Here is a 19,864-nt window from a genome sequence, read left to right as displayed (position 1 = left end):
CTTCCAACTGCTCGACCGGCGCTACGACTTCCACCAGGGGGCGGACCGGTTGGTCCGCCCCCTCGCCGCTCCCTGCCGGGGGCCGTCAGCGGGCCGCCGCGACGCTGTCGAGGTCCTGCTCGTCCGTGCGGTTGACGTCCGGCAGCTCCCGATCGAGCCGGCGCAACGGGCCGGACCGGGTGAGCAGCGCGACCGCCACCGCGGTGCCCACGGCGAGCGCGGTCAGGGAGAGCGCGTACCCGCGGCCCGGACCGTCGCCGACCAGCAGCGCGACCGCGCCCGAGCGCACCCGGTCGCGGCCGGCCAGCGGAACGGCGACCCACTCGCAGAGGACGCCGGCCGACAGATTGCCGACCAGCTGGGGCGTCATCGAGACGGCGTTGCGCAGCGCGGTGGTCCGACCGAGCATCCGCGGCTCCACCTTGACCTGCCACACGGTCTGCGCGGTCCCCACGATGAAGGTGGCGCAGCCCATGAACAGGAAGACCGCCACCGAGAGCAGCGTCAGGGAAGGCCGTAGCGAGGCCAGTAGCAGGGCGACGGAGAACAGGGACATGGCGGCCAGCAGCCCGGTGATCCGATACCGCGGCGGCGGCCAGTTCCAGATGCTGAACGCCCCGCTGACCAGCACCATCCCGAGGGCCCCGACGGACATCACCATCCCGAGGGCGTCCGCTCCGTCGAACGCCAGCACCAGCGGCGGCAGGACCAGTTCGCCGAAGCCGACGCCGAAGCTCATCAGGCCGAGCAGCGCCGTCAGCGACAGCAGCCCGGGCCGCTCGGCCAGGTAGTCCCAGCCGGCGCGGGCGTCCGCGAGCAGCGAGGGCCGGGCCCCGCCGTCAGCGGTCCCCAGGGCCGGGAGCCGTGGGATGCGGACCAGCGCGAGGGTGCCGAGCGCGAGGAGAAAGGACAAGCAGTTGAGCGCCACGATTCCCTCGATGTCGACCACCGCCAGGAGCGCACCGGCGAGCACCGGCCCGAACACGGCGCTCACCCCGGTGGCGAGCATGCGCATCCCGGTGGCCCGGGGGATCTGGTCCGGCGGGACGAGCAGCGGCAGGGCCGCCTCGAAAGCCGGCAGGTCCAGGGCCCGGAGCGTGGCGGTGACGAGGACGATGAAGTACACCTGCCAGACCGCGAAGGTGTCCGTCCAGAGGAGGACCGTCATGAGCAGCGCGACCAGCATCGAGCCGGTGGTGCTGACCAGCATGGCCCGCTTGGCGCCCCAACGGTCCACCAGGGGACCGGCCAGCGGAGCGACCAGCAGGAAGGGCACGAAAGGCAGCGCGTACAGGACGGCCAGCGATGTGACCGAGCCGGACTGCAGGAAGCAGTACACGCCGAGGGCGAAGCTGCTGACCGACGAGGTCGCCAGCGCGGCGAACTGGCCGGTCCACAGCAGTATGTAGGCACGGAAGCCGGAGGGTTGCGGTGTCATCGCGTCCGGCTCACCGGACGTCCGGCAGGCCGAGCGCCCCGTGGAGGATCCGTACGAGCTCCTCGGGCCGCTGCTGGTGGAAGTAGTGCCCGGCGGACTCCACGGTGGCCAGCTCGACGGCAGAGCCGAAACGGGCCCACTCGGTGTGCCGTTGTCGGTAGTGCGGGGTGCCGGGGTCCTCGGTGCCCGCGATGAAGGTGATCGGCGCCGTCAGCGGCGGAGTGCCGCCGTTCTTCGGCCACTCGCGGGAGAAGTACTCGCGGCCGACCGCGATGTCGTGGTGCGCCGCGCGGGTGACGAAGGCCAGTTCCTCGTCGGTCAGCTCGCTGTCGAAGCCGGCCGCCTCCCGCAGCTCGCGGAGCTCCTGGGCGACGGCGTCGGTGCTCTCCAGCCGGCGCAGCAGGATGCGGCCGATCCGTCCTCCGTCGTAGAACGGGTAGGAGGCCCCGATGAACAACCGGGTGACGGTCCGTCCGGCGGCCTCCAGCAGCCGGACCAGCTCGACCGCCAGCGGCGAGCCGGCCGAGTGGCCGTACACCGACACCGGGCCATCGGTGGTGGCCAGCACGGCCTCGGCGGCCTGCCGCGCCACCTCCTGGAGGGGCTTCAACTCCCCGCTCCCGCCCGGCTCGTGCCCCGGGATCTCGATGGCGAGTAGCTCGACACCGGGCGGCAGGGCACGGGCCAGCGGCTGGTAGCTGAGCGCGCTGCCGCCGCCGTAAGGCACACAGACCAGGGTGTGCAGGGCGGTGCCTCCCGAGGTGAGCCGGCGGATCGGGCCGGTCGGCTGGTCACCCGACTCCAGCGCGCCGGCCAGGGCGCGGACACTCGGGTGAGTCGCCAGCAGGCCCAGGCTCGCGCCCGGGATTCGGTTGACGGCGCGCACCGCGTCGAAGGAGTTGCCGCCCAGGTCGAAGAAGCTGGCCAGAACGTCGATGCCGGTGATGCCGAGGATCTCCCCGAAGACCGCTGCGATCGTGCCCTCGAGCGCGCCGGAGGGAGTGGCGGGCCCCGGCTCCGGCGGGTCACCGGCTTCCGTCGCTGTCCCGGGTGCGGCCGGCGCCGCGGCGGCGAGCCGGGGGCCGGCTGCCGCCACCACCGGGGCCACGTCCTCGGCTGCCGTCACGGCCTCGAACACGCGGTGCAGCGACGCCAGTACGTCGTCGGTGAAGTCGGGGGCGAACCGCTCGCGGTGGGTCAGCAGCTCCAGCTTGTTGACCGGATCGGGTGCGACGGTCAGGGTCAGCGGGATGTCGATCTTGTCGAACAGCTCGTGGGTGCGGAACGAGAGCTCCTGACCCGATGCCGAGTCGACTGCGAGCGAGTAGTTCTCCAGCACCAGCAGGCTGTCGAACAGCACGCGGCCGGTGGTGCCGCTCCACTTCCGGATGTCGCCCAGGGGTGTGTACTCGTACCGGCGTATCTGCGCGTAGTGGCCCTGGAGTTCCTGAAGCCAGGCGCCGAGCGGACCCTCCGCGGGCACACTGACCGAGAGCGGCAGGGTGTTGGCGAACGAGCCCACGATCCGGTCGACCTGGGGCAGCTCGGCAGGCCGGCCGGAGCTGACGCAGCCGAAGGTGAGGTCGTTCAGGCCGGTGAGCCGTTGCAGCACCACGGACCAGCATGCCTGCACCACGGTGGCCAGCGTCACCCGGTGGCGGGCCGCGGTGTCCCGCAGCTTCCGCGAGAGCTCCGGATCCAGCGGCACGGTGCGCCGGTCCACCTCCCCGGTGCCCCGCTCGGGGTCGGCCGGAGCGAGGTTGAGCAGCGGGCTGGGGCGGACCCCCTCCAGGGTCCGCGTCCAGAAGTCACGGGCCTCATCGAGGTCCTGCTGCTGGAGCCAGGCGATGTAGCTGCGGTACGGAGGAGCCGGCGGCGGTGGGGGCGTGCCCATGGCCAGAGCACGGTAGTGCGCCATCATCTCGTTCATGAAGACGGGCACCGACCAGCCGTCCAGCAGGAGGTGGTGATACGTCCAGATCAGGCTGTGCCGCTGCGGACCGCGCCGGATCATGTGCAGCCGTTGCAGCGGGGCTACGGCCGGGGTGAAACCGACGGCCCGGTCCTCGGTCCGGAGCTGCTCCAGCTCCTTCTCCTGCCGTTCCTCGTCCCGGTCCGTCCAGTCGTGCCGGTACACCGGAAGCTCCACCTCGGTGTGCACCACCTGCAGCGGCTTCTCGATCCCGCCGTCCCAGTGGAAGGAGGTGCGGAGCGCGGGGTGCGCCGCGACCATCCGCTGCCAGGCGAGCAGCAGCACGTCGAGGTCGAAGGGCCCGTCGACGGTATAGGTGTGCTGACTGAGGTACATGTCGGCAGCGCCGTCGTGCAGGCTGTGAAGGAGCATTCCCTGTTGCAGTGGGGAAAGCTCGTAGACATCGTCGATATTCTTGGTACCCACCCATGCTCCCTGCGGAAATCATTCGAGTGCCGTTCCTAGCGAACTTACGAGGGCGGTCGGAAATCGGCGCGTCACCGAAACCGGGGGCGCTGCGAGGGAAGCGCCGGACTTCCGTTCGGAAGATTTCAAGTGTGTAGTTGAGCAGTTGAATTCAACGCATAGTCAGGAGGAATCATGACGACCCTCGCCCCGCCCTCCACCGGGCAGTCCCGGGCGGAACAGGCCGAGCTGGACGCGTGGGTGGAGGCCGCCATCGACGCCGCCGGGCTCCGGCGCGCCGACCACCGCTTCTTCGACGCCGCCCGGCGGGCCGTCGAAGTGCCGCACGAGGGCGCGCTTGCTGTGGCTCACCGTTGGCGCGCCATGACCAAGAGCTTCATGTTCACCACGCTCGCCGGGCTCGGCGTGCTGGCGGCGCGGCTCAACCGGGAGGCCGAGCCGTCGCGCACCCTCCTCTCCGCGTTCCAGACCGTCTACCAGGTGATCGGTGACGATCTCGCCAACGCCGCACCCGAGTTCAGCGCCGTCGCGCCCGAGGGACCGGCCGGGGTGCACTACGTCTGGTGGGACGACACCGTGCTCGCTCCCGTGGCCGCGCTGGTGCCGGGCGATGTCCGGGAGAGGGCGGCCGAGCTGCCGGCCGAGGTCACCGGGCTGCTGGACAACATGGATCGCCTCGCTGCCGAACCGCTCGGCGCTGCCGTTCAGTTGCGGGTGGTGGAGACCATCGCGCTGGACATCGCGGTCGCCTTCCGCCGGATGTACGGCAAGGTCGAGTCCGACGGGGTCGCCATCTTCCGTGCCGACGGTGCTCTGGACTGGGTCGACTCGCACATCCGGGCCGAGACCGTGCACGCGGCCCAGGTCAGCGCGGACGACACCGGCATGACCAGCCTGGTCGCCTCGCCTGCGGAGGCCGAGGAGTTCAAGCGGCTGACCGAGGAGTACGCCGCGAACTGGTCCCGTGCTCTGGGATCCTTCGCCGACTGCCTGCCGGCTGTCGCCTGAGGGCTGTCCCGCGATTCCAGGCGGGCGCACGACGACAGCCACGGCACCTCGCCGCGTTGTCGAAACACCCGGATACATCCGGTATGCGGGCGCCTCTCCGCCTTGCGATGCACCGCATCCGACGCCGCGCGCTGATCCACCAGGAATTGCGGGACAGCCCTTAGCCACCCGATCCGCTTCACGAGGGAGACCAGATGACCGACTTCCCGGCCGGTAAACCGGCAGGCCGTGAGAGGACTCGCCGACTGGGCATGGTACGGCTCGACGCCGACCGGCTGGCCGCGGACCTGGCGGTGATGGATCGCCTGCCCTACGCCTCCTCCTACAGCGACTTCGCCTTCGCCCCGCTTCGCAACACCATGCTCTGGAACGCTACCGGGGTGCTGGACGAGGCCCTTCTCGACGACTACCGGGGCGGCGCCCGTCCCACCGAGCACGGCCGGATGCTGCCCTACGTCAACGAACTGATCACCAGCCTGTTCCGGGTCGAACACCTCAAGTTCGCCCGGCTGCTGGTACTGCCGCCGGGCTGTGTCATGGTGCCGCACCGGGACTACCTGGAACTTGAGCGGGACATGATTCGCATCCATGTGCCGCTGCGCACCTCGGAGCGGTGCTTCAGCTCGCAGGGCGACACCGTCTTCCATATGCGCGCGGGGGAGATGTGGTTCCTGGACGCCACGCGTACGCACACCGCGGCTTCCTTCTGGGACGTCGACCGAATCCACCTGACCTGCGACTTCATCGCGGACAGCATCGAGGACACCCTGCTCGCTCCGCCCGAGCGGCAGCCGGGGGTCCCCGCGGGGAACGTTGCCGAGCGCCGGCCGCTGAGTCCGTCCGAGCGCTCCGCGCTGCGCGGCCTCGCCGAGCTCATCGATCTCGACAACTACCGCGATGTGCTGGCCATCCTGACCAAGCGCCACTTCGAGGCCGGGATCCAGGCGGACGAGGTGTTCGGCTGGCTGAAGGACATCGCCGCTTCCTCGGGCCGGCCGGAGGTGCTGGAGCGGGTCACCCGCGATGAGGAGTACTACCTGGTCCGCCGCTGACCGGGCCGGGGAAACGCGGGGCCCGGCCTCCCTCGCCCCGCGCCCCGACGATTTCCCGTACCGATGCCCCGGTGACGAGGCACTGGTACGGGAATTTCTGGGTACCTGATTCCGGCGACGAGGTCCCCGCTTTGGGTGACATTCGACCGGACTGTCCCGGGTCTTAGTCTGTCGGCTATGTCACTTCCTTCGACGCGGATTTCCGCCGACATCGATGAGTTCACAGGACGGGATTCCGCCGGCGTTTCCGTCAGGGTGGAGGAAGCCGGTTACCGGGACGCCGTTCTTGGAATATGGCAGGACGTCCTCGGCCGCACCGGAATCGGTCTCGACGACGACTTCCTCACCTTGGGAGACCACTCCCTCGCGCCCGCCGTGGTGGCACTGATCCGGAAACGCCTTGGCGTCGAGGTCTCGGTGATGGACTTTTTCGAGTCCCGCACCGTCACCGGCCTGGCCGCCAGGGTGGCGGCCAGGGACGCCGCCGCCAGGGCCGCTGCCGCGCCCCGAACCATCACTCCGCGTCCGGCGGATGCCGAACCCCCGCTCTCCTACGACCAGCAGCGCCTCTGGATGGAGCACCAACTGCTCCCGGGCGTGGTCTACAACGTCCACATGCGTCGCAGGCTGCTGGGCCCGCTGGACGTGCCGGTGCTGCGGCGGAGCATACGGGCGATCGTGGACCGCCACGAGTCGTTGCGCACCAGCTTCCCCGTCGTCGAGGGCACGCCGGTCGGGTCGGTGGCGCCGCCCGGCGATACCGCAGTGGTCCGGGTCGAGGACCTCTCCGGCGACCCGGACGACGGCCCCGCCCGGGCGCTGGAGGTGCTGGACGAGGAGTCCACCACCCCGTTCGACCTGGAGCGGGGCCCGCTGCTGCGCTGTCTGCTGGTCCGGCTGAGCGACACCGAACACCTCCTCGGTGTGACGGTGCACCACATCGTCTCCGACACCTGGTCGCTGGCGCTGTTCGTCCGCGAACTGTCGGCCCTCTACGAGGCCGGCGGGGACCCGGTCGCGGCCGACCTGCCACCGCTGGACGTTCAGTACGGCGACTACGCGCTGTGGCAGCGCGAGCGGCTGTCCGGAGACGTGCTGGAGCAGCAGCTCCGTTACTGGCGCGACCACCTGGAAGGTGCGCCACCGGTGCTGGCCCTGCCCACCGCGCAGCGGCGGACCACCACCCAGCACGCCGAGGCCGACCGGATGGAGTCGGTGCTCACCGTGGCCGAGACGGCGGAGCTGCACGCGCTCTGCCGTGCCCACGGGGTGACCCCGTTCATGGCCCTGCTGGCCGCGCTGGCCACGGTGTTCAGCCGCTGGAGCGGGCAGCAGGACGTGGTGATCGGAGTGCCGCTGGCGGGGCGCACCACCAGCGGTACGGACCACATGATCGGCTTCTTCGTCAACGTGCTGCCGTTCCGCATCGACCTGACCGGGAACCCTGGCTTCGGTGAACTGCTCGGCCGCGTCCGTCAGGTCGCGCTGGCCGGGTACGACCATGCCGACGCACCGCTGGACGCACTGGTCGAGGACCTCCAGGTGGCCCGCGACCCGCGCCGTACCCCCCTGTTCGAGGTCGTGCTCAATGTGGTGGGCAGCCCCGAGGCCGAGGAGGCCATGGGACTCACCGTGGAGCCGATGGAGGCCCCGGCGCTGTTCAGCAGGTTCGACCTGACCGTCACCGCGCAGGAGTCCGGCGGCCGGCTCCGGTTGCAGCTCGACTTCGCCTCGGACCGCTCCGATGCCGACATGGTGCGGACCCTGGTCGGGCACGTGCACCAGCTGCTCGCCGGAGCCGTCGCCGACCCGGCCCTGGGCATTCTCGACCACCCGTTCGAGCCTCCGGCCGAGCCGTCGGCCCCGCCGTTCGTCGCCGGACCGTCTCCGGCCGAGGCAGTGGATCTCCGGGCCGTCCGGCAGGACGGCACCGCGTTGTCCGATGCCGAGGGCGAATGGGGCTACCGCCGGCTCGCTGGGGCGGTCGCCGAGACCGCCGCGCTGCTGAACCGGCACGGCGTCGCCGCCGGCGACCCGGTCGTCGTCGTCCGGCGCCCGACATCGGGCTTCGTAGTGGCCCTGCTCGGCTGCGAGCGGGCCGGTGCGCGCTGCGAGGTGGTGGACGACCCCTCGGCCGTACCGGCGGGGGCCGTCGTGCTGGACGCCGTGGGGGCTGCCGGGACCATTGACCTCTCCGACGTGCTCGGCCGCTCCGCCCCACCGGAATGCGGCGTCCCGTCAGCCGGTGCTCCGGCCGAGGAGGAGTTGACGGCCGGTCCGTTCGGCATCACCGCCGACGACCGGATCGCCGTGCTGTCCAGTGTTCCCGGCCACCTGCCGGCCGCCCTGGGGACCGCCTTCCGGGCCGGAGCCGCTTTCCACCTCCCCAACTGCTCCTTCACCGCGGACGCGACCGCCGTCACCGACTGGCTGGGCTCCCGCGCGATCACCGTGCTGTACGCCACCCCGTCCGTGCTGCGGGCGCTGGCCTGCGCCCCCGGCGAGCCGGTGCTCCCCGACCTGGCCCTGGTGTTCGTCGAGAACACCGGCGACCTGCTCTCACACGACGTGGCGACCCTGCGGCGGCTCGCCCCGGCCGGCCGATTGGTCTCGCTCTACGGCACCGCCCGGGACGGACTGCCCCGGGCGGTCCACGAGACGCGCGACGACTGGGTGCTGCGGACGGCGCCACTGCGCGTGCCGCTCGGCCGGGAGCCGGCCGGCCGGACGGGCGAGGTGCTGCGCCGGGGGGACCGCCCGGCAGCGGTCGGCGAGCTCGGCGAGCTGTGCTTCGCGGGCGAGCGGACTGGAGACCTCGGCCGACGCTGGCCGGACGGCTCTCTGGAGTACGTCTGCCGCGTCGGCGGCCCGGTGGAGTTCGACCCGCAGGAGACCGCGGCCACCCTCTGGGAGCTCCCGGAGGTCCGGGATGTGGCGGTGACCGTCGTGGAGCGGCCGGACGGCTCGCCCGCGCTCGACGCGTACGTCTGCGGCCCCGGCCCGGACGTCGACGTCGCCACGCTGCACAACCAGCTACGGACCAGACTGCCCGGGTACCTGCTGCCCCGGACCATCACAGTGCTGCCGGCCCTGCCGCGCACCCCGTGGGGTGAGTACGACCTGGTGGCACTGGCCTCCGCCGGGCCGGACCGTGTGGCCGACGAGGAGTACGTCGAGCCGCGCACCCCGATGGAGCGCCAACTCGCGGAACTCATCCAGGAGCTGGTCGGCGTCGCCCGGGTAGGGGTGTACGACAGCTTCTTCGAGCTCGGCGGGTTCTCGCTGCTCGCCACCCAGCTCGCCACCCGGATCCGTTCGCTGTTCGGCGTCGACCTGGCACTGCGGGACGTCTTCGAGGCCCCGACCGTGGACGAGCTCGCCCAGCTGATCGTGCTCACCCAGGCCGAGCTCTCCGGCGGGGACGACCTTGCCGCGCTGCTGGACGAGCTGGACCTTGCGGACGAGTCAGGCGGACAGCCGGCCGAGGCCGGGGCCGACCGGTACGAACGGGCCGTGGAGAGGCTGCGGGAGCAGGCGGCGTTCCCACCGGACAAACCGGACGAGGATCCGCGCAGCACCGCCCGCGCGCTCTGGTTCGCGGCCGCAGGCGTCCCCAGGGCGGTCACCGCTGCCCCGGACGCCCCGCTCCCCGTTCTCACACCGGATCAGGAGACAGCCCTCGACGCGCTGCTTGCCCGCCGAGTCGCCGGGGAGCCGCTGGCCTACCTCACCGGCCGCAGCGCCTTCATGGGCCTGGAACTGATCAACGCACCCGGCGCGCTGATCCCGCGCCGGGGTACTGAGCTGCTGGCCGGCGCGGTGGTCGAACTGGCCGCAACGGTTGCCGACCGGGCCGCCGCCGAGGTGCGGGTGCTCGACCTGTGCACGGGCGCGGGCAACCTCGCGGTCTCGCTGGCCGTGCTGGAGCCGCGGGCCCGGGTCTGGGCCTCCGACCTGGAGGCGGAGGCAGTCGCGGTGGCAGCCCGGAACGCCGCGTTCCACGGGGTGGCGGACCGTGTGAGCACCGCCGCCGGCGACTTGTTCGAGGCGCTGCGGGAGCTCCCCGGCCGGCCCGCGGCTTTCGACCTGATCGTGTGCAACCCGCCCTACATGCCGACTGGGACGGCGCAGGCGATGCCCGTCGAGGTGGGCGGGTTCGAACCGGCCGCGGCTTTCGACGGCGGTGACATCGGGCTGACGGTGGTCTACCGCCTGATCGCCGAGGCACCCCGGTACCTCGTGCCCGGGGGCTGGCTCTGCTTCGAGGTGGGCGCGGGCATGGGCCGCGTCGTGGAGAAGCGCCTTGCCGCGCTCGGCAGCTACAGCGACATCCGCCCTGTCGTCGACCAAGAGGGCAATACCCGCGCAATCCTCGCCCGGAGGCAATCATGAACCCCACCGCCCCCCCAGCCGCTGCCGTACCGACGACCGCGCTGCCGCCGTGGACCCGGCCGGACGCCTCTCCCGGCCGGGGGAGGCAGGAGACCGGGCTGCCCGCCGAACTGCGCGGCATGGGCGACGACCTGGTGCGGGCCTCCTGGGTCGCAGTGCTCTCCCGCTGCACCGGCGAGGCCGAGGTCGCCACCGCCGTCACCGCGCCGAGCGGACCCCTTGCCGCGCTCACCGCCCAGGTCGGACCGGTCAGCTGGTCCGAGCTGGCCGACGGGCTCGGGACCCGGCAGCTGCTGGGTGAGCCGCACAGCGTGCTCGACCTTTTCGGCACCGCTGCCCCGGGGGCCCACGAGCTGACCGTGGCGGTGGACCGGATCGAGGGCCGGCTCAGCGCCGACTACGACGCCGCACACGTCTCGCACCAGGCGGCCGAACGCCTGCTCCGGTACCTGGGTCACGCCCTCGCCCTGGCAGCGGCCGAGCCCGGTGCACCGGTGGACCTGGCCGGCGTGCTGGACGGACCGGAGTTGCACCGGCAGCTGACCGAGCTGTGCGGGCCCCGGGTGAACAACGGCCCGGACGGGTTCGTCCAGGCGTTCCGGGCCAGGGCCGCCGCCCACCCGGACCGGCCGGCCGTCCACCACCACGACACCGTGGTCGGCTACGCCGAGCTCGACGCGGCCTCGGACCGCATCGCCCGCCACCTGAGGGAGTTCGGGCTCGGCGCCGGGGAGCCGGTCGCAGTGGTCTGCGACCGGCACACCGACTGGGTGGCCGCGCTGATCGGTGTACTCAAGGCGGGCGGCGTGTACCTGCCGGTCCGGCCCGACTTCCCGGCCGCCCGGGTGCTGGACCAGCTGACCAGGGCGGCGTGCACAGTCGCGTTGGCTGACTCGGCCGGCGCGGAACTGATGGCCGAGGTGGCCCGAGACGCGCGGTGGCGCGGCGGCGCGCACCGGATCGAGACCCTGCTGGCGACCCCGGCGCCGGACGTGGAGCTGCCCGCCCCGGAGCTGGAGCGGCCCGCGTACGTCTATTTCACCTCCGGCTCGACCGGGAGGCCGAAGGGTGCCGTGTGCGCCCACGACGGGATGATCAACCACCTCTGGGCCAAAGTCGACGACCACGGCCTGGGGCCCGGGGATGTCGTCACCCAGACCGCCTCGCAGTGCTTCGACATCTCCCTGTGGCAGATCTGCGCACCGCTGCTGGTCGGCGGCTCGACCGTGATCGTCGACGTGGACGATCAACTCGACGTGGCCGCGTTCGCCGCCCTGCTCGCCCACCACGGGGTGACCACCATTCAGATCGTCCCCTCCTATCTGGAGGTGCTGCTCGCGCACCTGGAGGCCGGGGCGGTCCGGCTGCCCAGGCTCGCCTCGGTGTCGGTGACCGGGGAGGCGCTCAAGACCGACCTGGTCCGCCGCTGGTTCGCCGCCGTGCCAGGCGTCCGCCTGGTCAATGCCTACGGGGCCACAGAGGTCTCCGACGACACCATGCACACAGTGCTGGACGGACCGCCGGAGCGACGGCTGGCCGTGGTGGACGTCGGCCGCCCGCTGCGGAACATGCGCGTCTATGTGGTGGACGACCAGCTGCGACTGATGCCGGAGGGGGCGCGGGGCGAGATCGTGTTCGCCGGTGTCTGCGTCGGCGGCGGCTACCTCAACGATCCGGAGCGCACCGCCACGGCCTTCCACCAGGACCCGTACGTCCCGGGAGAGCGGCTGTACCGCTCAGGGGACCTGGGCCGCTGGCTTCCGGAGGGCCGGCTGGAGTTCCTCGGACGCCGGGACGAGCAGATCAAGCTGCGCGGCCTCCGGGTGGAGATCGGCGAGATCCAGACCGCCCTGGCCGAGGTGCCCGGGGTGACCGCCGCAGCGGTGGTCACGGTCGGCGAGGGCAACGGGGCCCGGCTGGTCGGTTTCTACGTCTCCGACCTGGAGCTGTCCTCGGTCGATCTGCACGACCTGCTGTCCGCCCGACTGCCCTCCTACATGGTGCCGGGGCACCACTTCCGGCTCCCCGAAATGCCGCTGAACGAGAACGGCAAGACGGACAAGCGGCGGCTCAAGGAGCTCGCGGTGGAGATGTCGAGCGGCTTGAACGCCTTCGAACCCCCGGCCGGAGACACCGAGCGCCGCCTAGCGGTGTTCTGGTCCGAGGTGCTGGGAACGGTCGAGGGCCGGGTCGGCCGGCATGACGACTTCTTCGACCTCGGTGGCACCTCGCTGTCCGCCATCCACCTGCTGATGCGGCTGGAGCACCGGCTCTCGCTCACCGACCTCCTCAGCCACCCGGTGCTGCGCGAGCAGGCCCGGCTGCTGGACGAGGCGGCGGGTGCCGGGAGCGGCCGGTTGGTGCACGAACTGAGCCCGGCCGGTCCGTCCCGGCCGGTGCTGCTCTGCCTGCCCGACGCGGGCGGCAACGCCATCAACTTCCAGCGGCTCGCCGACCGGGCGGGCGACCGCATGCAGGTCCTCGCGGTCGAACTGCCCGGCCACGACCTGGCCCGTCCCGACGAGCAGCCGGCCGGGCTGGCCGAGCTGTCCGGCCGGCTCGCCGCCGAACTCGCGGACCGGGGCGGCCTCCACCTCTGGGGCCAGGGCGCCGGAGCGGCGGCGGCGCTGGCCACCGCTCGCGCACTGGAGGCCGAGGGCGGCAAGGTGGCCGGTGTGCTGGCCGCGTGGGACGACACCATGTCCGAGGAGGCCGCCGAGCTGGATGCGACGGCGCTCGACGACGGCGCGATAGCCGGTCTGCTGAGCCGTCGTGAGGCGTACGTCGAGGTGGACGGCGCCACGCCCGGCCGGCTCGCGTTCGTGGCGAAGGCGTACCGGCACGACTGGAACGAGGCGCTGCGCGTGCTGGCCGGGTTCGGAGCGGACGGGCCCGGGCTGGACTGCCCCGTCACCGAGCTCACCGTGGGCGGTGCCGCGGCTCGCCTGCCGGAGGGAGCGCCCGGGATCACCCGGTTGCCGCTCACTCAGGCGGCGGGCGACCTGGCCCGGACCCTGCCCGAGACGGTGATCGGCCTGGTGACGGGGGAGGCACGGCCGTGACCGCGCTTGCCGCACCGTTCGGTTCCGCTCCCGCGACCGCAGCCGGACGGGCAGCGATGGGTACGGCCAACGGCACGTTCGGCGAACTCCTGCAGGGCGCCCTGCCGGGCCCGGGAGAGGCCGAGGGGGAGGGCCGATTCCTGGTCACCCTGCCGGTGGCCCGCTGGTCGACCGCGCGGTTTCGGCTGCGCGAGCCCGGCAGCGGCCTCCGGGTCGAACCGGCCGGCAAGTCCAAGGCCCGGGCACTGGCCGCGTCGCTGCTCCAAGAGCTCGGCTACCCGCCGGCCGGCGAGCTGTCCCTGACCAGCAGCATTCCGGAGGGCAAGGGCCTGGCGAGCTCCTCGGCGGATCTGGTGGCCACGGCGCGCGCCGTGCTGGCGGTCACCGGTGGCCGGGTGGAGGGGCGGCGGCTCGGCGAGCTGCTCACCTCGATCGAGCCGACCGACGGCGTGATGTATCCGGACGTGGTCGCCTTCGACCACCGCCGGGGGGTGCTGCTGCGGGCCCTCGGCCGGCTGCCGGCCCTGCAGGTCGTAGCGGTGGACCAAGGCGGACACGTGGACACACTGGCGTTCAACCGCGTCGCACCCGGCTTCACCGAGGACGAACGGCGGCACTACGCGCGGTTGTTGGAGGAACTGAGCCACGCCGTCGCGGAGGGGGACCTGGCCGGAGTCGGGAAGGTCAGCACCGAGAGTGCGGCCCTCAACCAGTCGCGGATTCCGAACCGCAACTTCGCGGACCTGCTGGACATATGCCGGGAGGTCTCAGGCGTGGGCCTGGTGGCCTGCCACAGCGGCACCATGGTCGGCATCCTGCTGGATCCGCGGCGTGAGGGCTACCGCGCGCAGCAGTCCATGGCGGTCCGGCTGGCCGGGGAGCTTCCCGGCCGGACCCACCTGTTCCGGACGCTCGGCGACTGACCGTCGGTGACGGCGGAGGGGCGGTCCAGGGGTGAAGATCCCCGGACCGCCCCTCCGCCGTCTACCGGGCCGCGGATCAGACGGCGGCGCCCACCAGCGCGCCGGACGGCTCGGTCGGAGACTGGGCACTGAGACCCGTGAGCAGGGCGGTGAAGTCCCGGGCCATCCGAACGGCGGTCGCCTCGTCGAAGAGCTGGGTGGCGTACCGGAGCCGGCCGTCTATGCCTCCGTCAGTGCGGTCGGTCAGCTCCAGCCATAGGTCGTGCCCGGTGCCTGCCGGGTCCGGCAGCGGAAACCCCGGTTGCTCGGCGGGCACCCCGTGTGTCGTGAGCACCGCGTCGAACAGCGGGCTGCGGCCCGGGGCCGGCGGGGTGTCCACCACGTCGAGAACTCCGGCGACGACCTCCTCCAGTGGCATCAGGGAGTTCCGGTGCGAGGCGAGGGCCGCATCGCGGACCCGGACCAGCAGCTCACGGAACGAGGGCGCGCCGTCCAGGCTGGCCCGGATCACCGCCGTTTCCTCGAACACGCCTACCACATCCGCGAGTTCGGGATGTTTGCGGGTAGAGACCGGTACGCCGACGGCCATGTCCGTACCGTCGGCGTACCGGCCCAGCACCGAGAAGTAGGCGGTCAGCAGGCCGGCCTCGACGGGGGCGTTGTGCTCCAGTGCCACCAGCCGCAGCGCCTCGGCCGCCTCTGCGGGCACCTCGAAACGGACCGTCCCGGCCACTCCGTCCCGGCTGAAGGGCCTGGGCCGGTCGGTGCGAAGCCCGGCGAGGTTCAGTCCTGTCAGCGTCGAGCGCCAGAAGTCGAGCTGCCGATGGCCGGCCGGTCCGGCCACCAACTCCCGCTGCCAGTGTGCGTAGTCGGGGTAGCGCAGCTCGGGCCCGGCCACGGCGCGGCCCCGGTAGACGCCCCGGATCTGCTTGGCGATCAAGGCGCAGGAGCGGTCGTCGACCGCGATCCGGTGCAGCACCATCAGGAGCACGCCCGACTGCCCGGTCTGCTCCCGGAGCAGCCGCAGCCGTACCGGCGGCTCGGCGGACAGGTCGAACGGCCGGGCCAGTTCGGCGGCGAGTACCGCCTGCGGGTCGCCGTCCTCGGCGGTCAGCCGGACCGGAACCGGCCGTTCGACCACCGGGACGGGCTGGCCGGAGCTGTCGTAGTCGTACCGGGTGCGCAGCACCTCGTGCCGGGCCAGCAAGCCGTTCACCGCCGCCTCCACGGCCGGCACGTCCAAGGCGCCCGGCAGCCGGACCACCAGCGGCCTGTTGCCCGAGGTGTCGTCGGGCAGCCGCTGCTGGTGCAGCCAGGACCGCCACTGCGCCCAGGACAGCCTGGGCGCGGTGCCTGCCGGAAGGGCCGTCGGCACAGGCTCGTCGGCCTCCTCCCCGGTCAGCATCAGCGCCAGGCCGTAGGCGGTTCGCGCCTCGAACAGCGCGTTGATCGGGACCTCGCGGTTGAGCTCCGCGTTCAGCCGCAGAATCGCCTGGACGGCCCGCAGCGAGTCGCCGCCGAGCACAAAGAAGTCGTCGTCCGGTCCGACCTCCGGCCGGTCCAGCGCCTCGGCCAGCACGTGGGCCACCCGCTCCTCGATCCCGGCCGTCCGGTCGGCCCCGACGGCCGCCGGCTCGACGGTGTCCAGACCCTGCGGGAGCGGAGCCGCGCCGGGTTCGGGCAACGCGGCCCGGTCCAGCTTCCCGTTGGGGGTGCGCGGGAAGTCGTCGAGCACCACGAACTGGGCCGGGACCATGTACGCGGGTAGCGAGCGCATCGCGTGCAGCCGCAACAGGTGCGGATCCGGCCGGTGAGCCGCGTCGGCCGCCCGCAGGTAGGCGACCAGGCGCGGGGCGCCGTCGTCGGCACCGGTGACGCGGACGGCTGTCTCGGCGACGCCGGCGTGGGCGGCCAGCACATGCTCGATCTCGCCCGGTTCGATCCGGTAGCCGCGGAGCTTGATCTGGTCGTCCGCGCGGCCCAGGATCTCGATCCGGCCGTCCGGGTGCCGGCGCGCGAGGTCACCGGTCCGGTACAGCCGGGCTCCCCGGGCACCGGGAGTGGGGTCCGCGGTGAAGCGTCGCGCGGTCAGACCCGGCCGGCCGTGGTAGCCGGTGGCCAGGCCCGCGCCGCCGATGTACAGCTCGCCCGCCTCCCCGGCCGGCACGGCGGCAAGCCGGTCGTCGAGCACGTGCAGCGAGGTGGCGCGGACGGGGTGGAACGCGGTGCCCGCGCCCCGCTCGTAGCGGGTGAGGGCGGACCAGACAGTGGTCTCGGTGGGGCCGTACAGGTCCCATAGCACCACCTGCTCGCCGAGCAGGCGCTCGGCCAGTTCGGCGGGCAGCCGCTCGCCCCCGCACAGCACCGTGAAACCGGGCGGCGGGGTCCAACCGGTCTCCAGCAGCAGCCGCCAGGCGACCGGGGTCGCCTGCATCACCCGGGCGCCCGAGCGATTGAGCAGTGCCGCCAGCCGGTGCGGGTCGGTGGTCTCCTCGGGCAGGGCCAGTACCACCTTGCCCCCGGTGGTGAGCGGCAGGAACAGTTCGAGCGCGGCGATGTCGAACGAGACCGTGGTCACGGCCGGGAGCACCACGTCCTCGGGCAGTGCCAGGCGCTCGCGCATCGAGGCCATGAAGTTGGCGAGCGCTCGGTGCGGCACGGGAACGCCCTTGGGGCGGCCGGTGGATCCAGACGTGTAGATGACGTAGGCAGGGGATTCCGGGCCCGGATCGGGCAGGTCCGCCGGGCCGTGGTGCGGCGGCACGTCGTCCAGGTGCACTCGCCGCCCGGCCTTCAGCCCCGGAAGGCCGGAGGCGTCGGCCGTCACCAGTACCTGCGCCGCCGAGTCCCGCAGGATGTGCCCCAGCCGCTCCGCCGGGTGCTCCGGATCGAGCGGCACGTAGGCGGCCCCGGCCCACTGCACCCCGAGCAGGGTCGGCACCAGGTCGACCCCGCGGGGCAGTGCCACCGCGACCAGGTCACCCGCCCCCACCCCGACCCCGCGCAGGTGCAGGGCCACTCCCTCCGCCAGGGAGACCAGTTGACCGTACGTCAGGGTTTCTCCGGACGACTCGACGGCCACGGCGTCCGGCGACCGCTGGGCACAGGCCCGTATGAGGCCGGGGACGGTGGCGGCGGGACCGTCGTGGGCGGATGAGAGTTCGGGTATATCGAACGGGTTCATGGCGTCGACTCCTTGACCGGAACATGGCCGGGGCGCCGCCCCAGCCGGTCCCGGAAGAGCGTCACGCCCTCCGACGTAGCTGCTGACCTGCGGCCGAAGGTATCGAGCCAGGCGGTGGCGGGGGTGTCCCAGGAATCGAGGACGGTACGCCGCGGTGCTGGTGGCCGGGCCGGGCCTCCCCGGATCCGGGGACACCCGGCGGCCCGGCGCCGACCGCTACCGTGCAGCCCAGGACCGCCCTGGGCGACGGCGCTGCCGGGGCCTGCAAGGGAAGGTAGCCGTGATGACGACGAGCCCGACACAAGCCCCGCCTTCCGCCGGGCGGGCCGATCCGCTCCCCGGGCTGGACCTGGCCCGGCCGGATCTGCACCACACGCTGGACCTGCAGGGTGTCTTCGCCGACCTGCGGCGTGAGCACCCGGTCAGCTGGCACGGGGCGAAGAGCCGCCCGGGATTCTGGTCGGTCACCCGGTACGCGGACGTCCTGCGGGTGCACCGAGACACCGCGTCCTTCACGGCTACGCACGGCATGACCATCGACTCGGTGGGCGCCGCGCCCGACCCTGCCAGCGGCATGATGGTCGAAGTCACCGACCCCCCTGAGCACCGGCGGCTCCGCCGGGCCATCGGCGGGTTCTTCGGGGACGGGGCGGTCGCCGCGATGGCGCCGGACGTGGAAGCCCTGGTCCGCCGGCTGCTGGGCGAGGTCCGCGACCGCGGCCGTCCGGTCGACTTCGTCGCCGAGGTGGCCGCCAGGCTCCCCGCCCAGGTGGGCGGGCTGCTGCTCGGTCTTCCTCCCGAGGACTGCGACTGGATCTCCGAGCGCACGGCCCTGGTCTTCCTCTCCGGTACCGCCGTCGAGGACGGCCGGGTGGTCGATCTCGACGCGCAGGCCACCCGGGCCAACGAGGAACTGCTCGGCTACTTCTCCAAGCTGGTCCGCTCCGGCCGACGGCAGACGGGCCGCCGGGGCTTGGTCCAGCAGTTGGCGGAGGGCAGCGCCGGCCGCGACGGACTGACCAAGGGCGAGGTGGTCCTCAACGCCCTCAACATGGCCATCGCCGGTACCCAGACCACCCGCAATTCGCTCGGCAACATGCTGATGGCCTTCATCCAGTGCCCGGAGGGCTTTCGGAAAGTGTCCCGCGAACCGGGTGCGGTGGCCACAGCGGTCGAGGAATCGGTGCGCTGGGCCAACCCGGTGCGGCACCTCACCCGCGTGGCCACCCGCGACGTCGAACTCGGCGGAAGGCTCGTCCGGGCGGGCGACCCGCTGGTGCTCTGGCAGATATCGGCCAACCGGGACGAGCAGGTCTTCCCGATGCCGCACGTCTTCGATGTCCACCGCCACCCCAACCCCCACATCGGCTTCGCCACCGGGGTGCACAGCTGCCCCGGTTCCGGGCTGGCCAGACTCCAGATGCGCACGGTCCTGAAAGTGATGACCGAGCTGTTCTCCGGAGTCGAGACGGCGGGTGTGCCGGAGCTGGTGCGGTCCAACTTCCTGCACGGGTACGAACGTCTGCCCGTGCGCTTCATCGCACGAGACGAGGAGGAACGCTGATGGCAGCGCCGGACGTGTCGGACCCGGAATTCCGGGACGCGGTGGCGAAGCTGCGGGCACCGGGCATGGGCACGGAGGTGGTGGCCCCGCTGCTCGCGCAGCTGGTCCGGCTGTACCGCCCGAGGCGGATGCTGGAGATCGGCATGGGTTACACCACGCCTTTCCTGGCAGCCGCGCTGGCCCAGAACGAACGCGAGGCGGCGATCGAGGCCGAGACCCTGGCGGCCAAGACCCGAACCCACCTGGCCGGCGGGGCCGAGCTCGACGACGTGTGGGCGTACACCGAGCCGCCTCTGCTCGCGCCGTCCTTCTACGCGGAGCCCCACCGGCCCCGGTTCGTGGCCGTCGACAACTTGTCCATCGAGGCGTCCTCGGCCGACCGGGTGCTGGACGTGTTGACCCGCCTCGGCCTGGACGACCGGGTGCAGGTGGTAAACGCCGACCTGCACGAATGCGCCGACCTGCTGCCGGACGACCTCTTCCCGATCGACCTCGCGTGGGTCGACGCCTGGGAGTGCCTCTACTTCTTCGAGCACTTCTGGGACCGGATCAATCCCGACGGCGGACTGGTCGTCATGCACTACCTGATGACCTATCCGGAGGGCGAGGCGATCCTCGACTACTTCGCCGAGGTGCAGCGCAGCCGCCCGGGCGAACTCGAGATGGTGAACCTCCTGGAGCCGCACAAGCTCGGTCAGAACAGCATCACCGTCCTGAGACGGACCAGCGCGGTGCGCCCTCGCCCGTACGGCGGGCCCGGCGGCGCGCTGCGCTACACCCCGGGCCTGCGCCGGGAGGCGGAGGCACAGGCCGGGCTGGGAGGCTGACCCCGCCCGACGACGG

The 19,864-nt window shown here is 72.3% G+C and carries 10 protein-coding genes; 7 read left to right on the top strand and 3 right to left on the bottom strand.

What is annotated here, in order from left to right; genetic code table 11:
• Nucleotides 1-85: 85 nt before the first annotated feature.
• On the bottom strand, nt 86-1,438 hold the full coding sequence (locus ACN6LM_RS33425; RefSeq protein WP_445069144.1) for an MFS transporter: 1,353 nt from the start codon (nt 1,436-1,438) through the stop codon (nt 86-88).
• A gap of 10 nt (nt 1,439-1,448) precedes the next feature.
• Nucleotides 1,449-3,836 carry an alpha/beta fold hydrolase gene (locus ACN6LM_RS33420; RefSeq protein WP_445069143.1) on the bottom strand — a complete coding sequence of 796 codons (2,388 nt, stop codon included), beginning with the start codon at nt 3,834-3,836 and terminating at the stop codon, nt 1,449-1,451.
• A gap of 174 nt (nt 3,837-4,010) precedes the next feature.
• Between ACN6LM_RS33420 and ACN6LM_RS33415 the strand changes: the two genes are divergently transcribed.
• From ACN6LM_RS33415 to ACN6LM_RS33395, 5 genes are all read left to right on the top strand, one after another.
• Entirely contained in the window at nt 4,011-4,844 is an 834-nt protein-coding gene (locus ACN6LM_RS33415) for a DUF6202 family protein (RefSeq protein ID WP_445069142.1), read from the top strand.
• 251 nt (nt 4,845-5,095) lie between these two features.
• Nucleotides 5,096-5,896 carry an aspartyl/asparaginyl beta-hydroxylase domain-containing protein gene (locus ACN6LM_RS33410; RefSeq protein ID WP_445069141.1) on the top strand — a complete coding sequence of 267 codons (801 nt, stop codon included), beginning with the start codon at nt 5,096-5,098 and terminating at the stop codon, nt 5,894-5,896.
• A gap of 177 nt (nt 5,897-6,073) precedes the next feature.
• Entirely contained in the window at nt 6,074-10,288 is a 4,215-nt protein-coding gene (locus tag ACN6LM_RS33405) for a HemK family protein methyltransferase (RefSeq protein WP_445069140.1), read from the top strand.
• Entirely contained in the window at nt 10,285-13,350 is a 3,066-nt protein-coding gene (locus ACN6LM_RS33400) for an amino acid adenylation domain-containing protein (protein WP_445069139.1), read from the top strand. The genes ACN6LM_RS33405 and ACN6LM_RS33400 overlap by 4 nt, the downstream gene beginning before the upstream one ends.
• Entirely contained in the window at nt 13,347-14,273 is a 927-nt protein-coding gene (locus ACN6LM_RS33395) for a GHMP family kinase ATP-binding protein (RefSeq protein WP_445069138.1), read from the top strand. Before ACN6LM_RS33400 ends, ACN6LM_RS33395 begins: the two co-directional genes overlap by 4 nt.
• A 76-nt stretch (nt 14,274-14,349) precedes the next feature.
• Here the strand turns inward: ACN6LM_RS33395 and ACN6LM_RS33390 are convergent, their stop codons facing one another.
• A complete protein-coding gene (locus ACN6LM_RS33390) occupies nt 14,350-17,457 on the bottom strand; it encodes an amino acid adenylation domain-containing protein (RefSeq protein WP_445069137.1) in 3,108 nt (1,035 codons plus the stop codon).
• 283 nt (nt 17,458-17,740) lie between these two features.
• On the opposite strand from ACN6LM_RS33390, the gene ACN6LM_RS33385 reads away from it, so the two are divergent.
• Nucleotides 17,741-19,021, top strand: coding sequence for a cytochrome P450 (locus ACN6LM_RS33385; RefSeq protein ID WP_445069136.1), 1,281 nt, complete (start codon nt 17,741-17,743; stop codon nt 19,019-19,021).
• A complete protein-coding gene (locus tag ACN6LM_RS33380; protein ID WP_445069135.1) occupies nt 19,021-19,848 on the top strand; it encodes a class I SAM-dependent methyltransferase in 828 nt (275 codons plus the stop codon). Before ACN6LM_RS33385 ends, ACN6LM_RS33380 begins: the two co-directional genes overlap by 1 nt.
• Nucleotides 19,849-19,864: the final 16 nt, after the last annotated feature.

Source organism: Streptomyces sp. SAS_281, from assembly GCF_052542855.1.
Note: the sequence above shows the minus strand (reverse complement) of the source record. Positions and strands in the feature narration are given on the sequence as shown.

What these genes read in the sequence shown, in the direction of transcription:
- ACN6LM_RS33425 (WP_445069144.1), bottom strand. Translation starts at nt 1,438, where the DNA reads ATGACACCGCAACCCTCCGGCTTCCGTGCCTACATACTGCTGTGGACC.
- ACN6LM_RS33415 (WP_445069142.1), top strand. Translation starts at nt 4,011, where the DNA reads ATGACGACCCTCGCCCCGCCCTCCACCGGGCAGTCCCGGGCGGAACAG.
- ACN6LM_RS33410 (WP_445069141.1), top strand. Translation starts at nt 5,096, where the DNA reads ATGGTACGGCTCGACGCCGACCGGCTGGCCGCGGACCTGGCGGTGATG.
- ACN6LM_RS33405 (WP_445069140.1), top strand. Translation starts at nt 6,074, where the DNA reads ATGTCACTTCCTTCGACGCGGATTTCCGCCGACATCGATGAGTTCACA.
- ACN6LM_RS33400 (WP_445069139.1), top strand. Translation starts at nt 10,285, where the DNA reads ATGAACCCCACCGCCCCCCCAGCCGCTGCCGTACCGACGACCGCGCTG.
- ACN6LM_RS33390 (WP_445069137.1), bottom strand. Translation starts at nt 17,457, where the DNA reads ATGAACCCGTTCGATATACCCGAACTCTCATCCGCCCACGACGGTCCC.
- ACN6LM_RS33385 (WP_445069136.1), top strand. Translation starts at nt 17,741, where the DNA reads ATGACGACGAGCCCGACACAAGCCCCGCCTTCCGCCGGGCGGGCCGAT.
- ACN6LM_RS33380 (WP_445069135.1), top strand. Translation starts at nt 19,021, where the DNA reads ATGGCAGCGCCGGACGTGTCGGACCCGGAATTCCGGGACGCGGTGGCG.